This window comes from Actinomycetes bacterium (assembly GCA_024222295.1).
Taxonomy (GTDB): Bacteria; Actinomycetota; Acidimicrobiia; order Acidimicrobiales; family Microtrichaceae; genus JAAEPF01.
The window spans coordinates 1-2,177 of record JAAEPF010000085.1 but is presented as its reverse complement, the minus strand read 5'-3'; the positions used below and the strand labels follow the sequence as shown (position 1 = coordinate 2,177).

Below are 2,177 nucleotides of genomic sequence, written 5' to 3'. Positions count from 1 at the left end.
GGGCCTCCTGCGAGCGCGCCAGCTCCCGTTCGAGCCTCGCGACCTTCTTCTCCAGCTCCCGGTTCGGATTCGCCTTGCGACCCCGCTTCTGCCCCAGCGGAACCTGTCAACGCCGATGAGACACAGTGTGGAATCATTTACAGAGCCGCTGATGCCTCCCCTCTGCATGCCTGTGGACGGATCCAGTCTGGCTTAGGACTGGGCATGGGTTGAGCTGCCTCGATGGCGCTATCTGGGCCGCCGGCCTCGGCACCTTGATCGAGCTCCGCGACCGGCCGGTTGATGTACACCGCGGCGGGGAGAGGCCTCACGATTGGGCAGCCCCTCGGAAAGCGCTCGGGGTGCGCCTGGTAGGCCGCCTCCAGAACGCGGCGGCGTTCCGCGAGGAGCAGATCGGCACGACCGTAGTGGACCGCCTCGGGGGTCAGCATGCAGATGCCGCCGTGGCGGTGCTCGGTGTTGTACCAGGGGAAGAACGTGCGGCAGTGCCCGTGGGCGTGGGCCTTGTCGGCGAAGCGCTTCGGGTAGCCTGGTTGGTACTTGAGCGTCTTGAACTGGGCTTCGCTGAAGGGGTTGTCGTCGGAGACCTGTGGGCGGCTGAGCGACTGGGTGACGCCGAGGTCGGCCAGGAGCTGAGCGGTGCACTTGGCGGTCATGGGCGCGCCGCGGTCGCTGTGCAGGGTGAGGACCTCGGGCCGAACGCCATGCTTGGTGCAGGTCTCGTCGATGAGCCGGCCTGCGAGGTTGGCGTTCTCGCGGTCGGCGAGCATCCATCCGACGACCATCCGGCTGTAGATGTCGAGCAGGACGTACAGGTAGTAGTAGGTCCACTTCTCGGGGCCGAGCAGCTTGGTGATGTCCCAGGACCAGACCTGGTTGGGCGCGGTCGCCATCAGCTGCGGCTTCGTGTAGACGGGGTGCCGCCGCTGGTCACGGCGGTCCTTCACGGGGGCGCGCTGGGCCAGCAGCCGGTACATGGTTCGCTCGGAGCACAGGTAGGTGCCCTCGTCGAGGAGCGTCGCGATCACCTCAGCCGGGGCGCGGTCGACGAAGCGCTCGGAGTCGAGCACCGCGAGCACCCGTTCCTGCTCCTCAGACTGCAGCGCACGCGCCGGAGTGGGCCTGGGCTGCTGGCACTTCTTCACGGGCTCCTGGCGACGGTAGTACGTCGCGCGGCTCACGCCGAGCGCCGCGCAGGCAGGCTTCACGCCCACCTCGTGCGCGAGCTCGACGGCCGCAGTCAGGAGTTGTTCTCGTGGTCGAAGTTCAACCCCAGCAGCCCTGCAACTTTTCCCTGCACCTCCATGATGAGGTGCGCTTTGCGCAGGGCCTCCTGCGAGCGCGCCAGCTCCCGTTCGAGCCTCGCGACCTTCTTCTCCAGCTCCCGGTTCGGATTCGCCTTGCGACCCCGCTTCTGCCCCAGCGAGCCGAGTGCTCCACGCCGCCGCGCCGCGCGCCACTCCGAGATATGCGACGAGTACAGGGCCTCGCGACGCAGGATGGCTCCTTGCCCACCCGGCCCCACCGCGTCGATCTCCTCGAGGATCCGCAACTTGTAGGCAGCCGTGAACGTCCGTCGCTTCGGCTTGGCCGCGACCTCGACGTCCACCTGGGGGTGAGCGACCTCGTCGGCCGCCTCGTTCTTCTCGTGAGGGTTCTTCTTCATGTTCTCCAGCTTGCCCGCCCTGCTCCGTATTTTCAGCTAAGGAGTCTGTCTCACCGACGTTGGCAGAGAGGGGTCCTCCATGTCACGCAGCCTCAGAGCTCAGCTCGTCTTCGGCCTGCTCCTGGCGCTCGGGTGCGACGCGCAGGAAGGCGATGGGGAGCCCGACGTGGAAACCCCGGCTGCCAACGGCTCCGGCCCCGAAATCTCTGTCAGGCCGAGGGCCCTGGACTTTGGTGAGGTGCCGGCCAACGAGCGGGCTACCGAGGTCATCGTCGTCAGCAACGTCGGTACGGGGAGATTGCGCCTCACACAAGTCTCCCTGAATGGCTCTGAGGACTTCCTTTTCGCGATCGGCGGAGCTGCTCCCCGCAGAAGGCCGGAGGTCTTGGAGGACCCGGACCTGGACGGAACCCCTGGCCTCCATCGCGGGCAGAGCATCGAGGTCAGCATCACTGTTGCGTCGTGAGCCAGGTGGCGAGCTGAGGCGCACCTCGTTGCAGGCTGGGCGGCG

Annotated in this window: 1 protein-coding gene and 1 pseudogene; one reads left to right on the top strand and one right to left on the bottom strand. The window is 67.1% G+C overall.

Going from position 1 to position 2,177, the window contains the following annotated elements; all coding sequences use genetic code 11:
• Positions 1-272 precede the first annotated feature (272 nt).
• Positions 273-1,666, bottom strand: a pseudogene (locus GY812_16935) (IS3 family transposase).
• A 79-nt stretch (positions 1,667-1,745) separates the two neighbouring features.
• Here GY812_16935 and GY812_16930 point away from each other — a divergent pair.
• A complete protein-coding gene (locus GY812_16930; GenBank protein MCP4437170.1) occupies positions 1,746-2,132 on the top strand; it encodes a hypothetical protein in 387 nt (128 codons plus the stop codon).
• Positions 2,133-2,177: the final 45 nt, after the last annotated feature.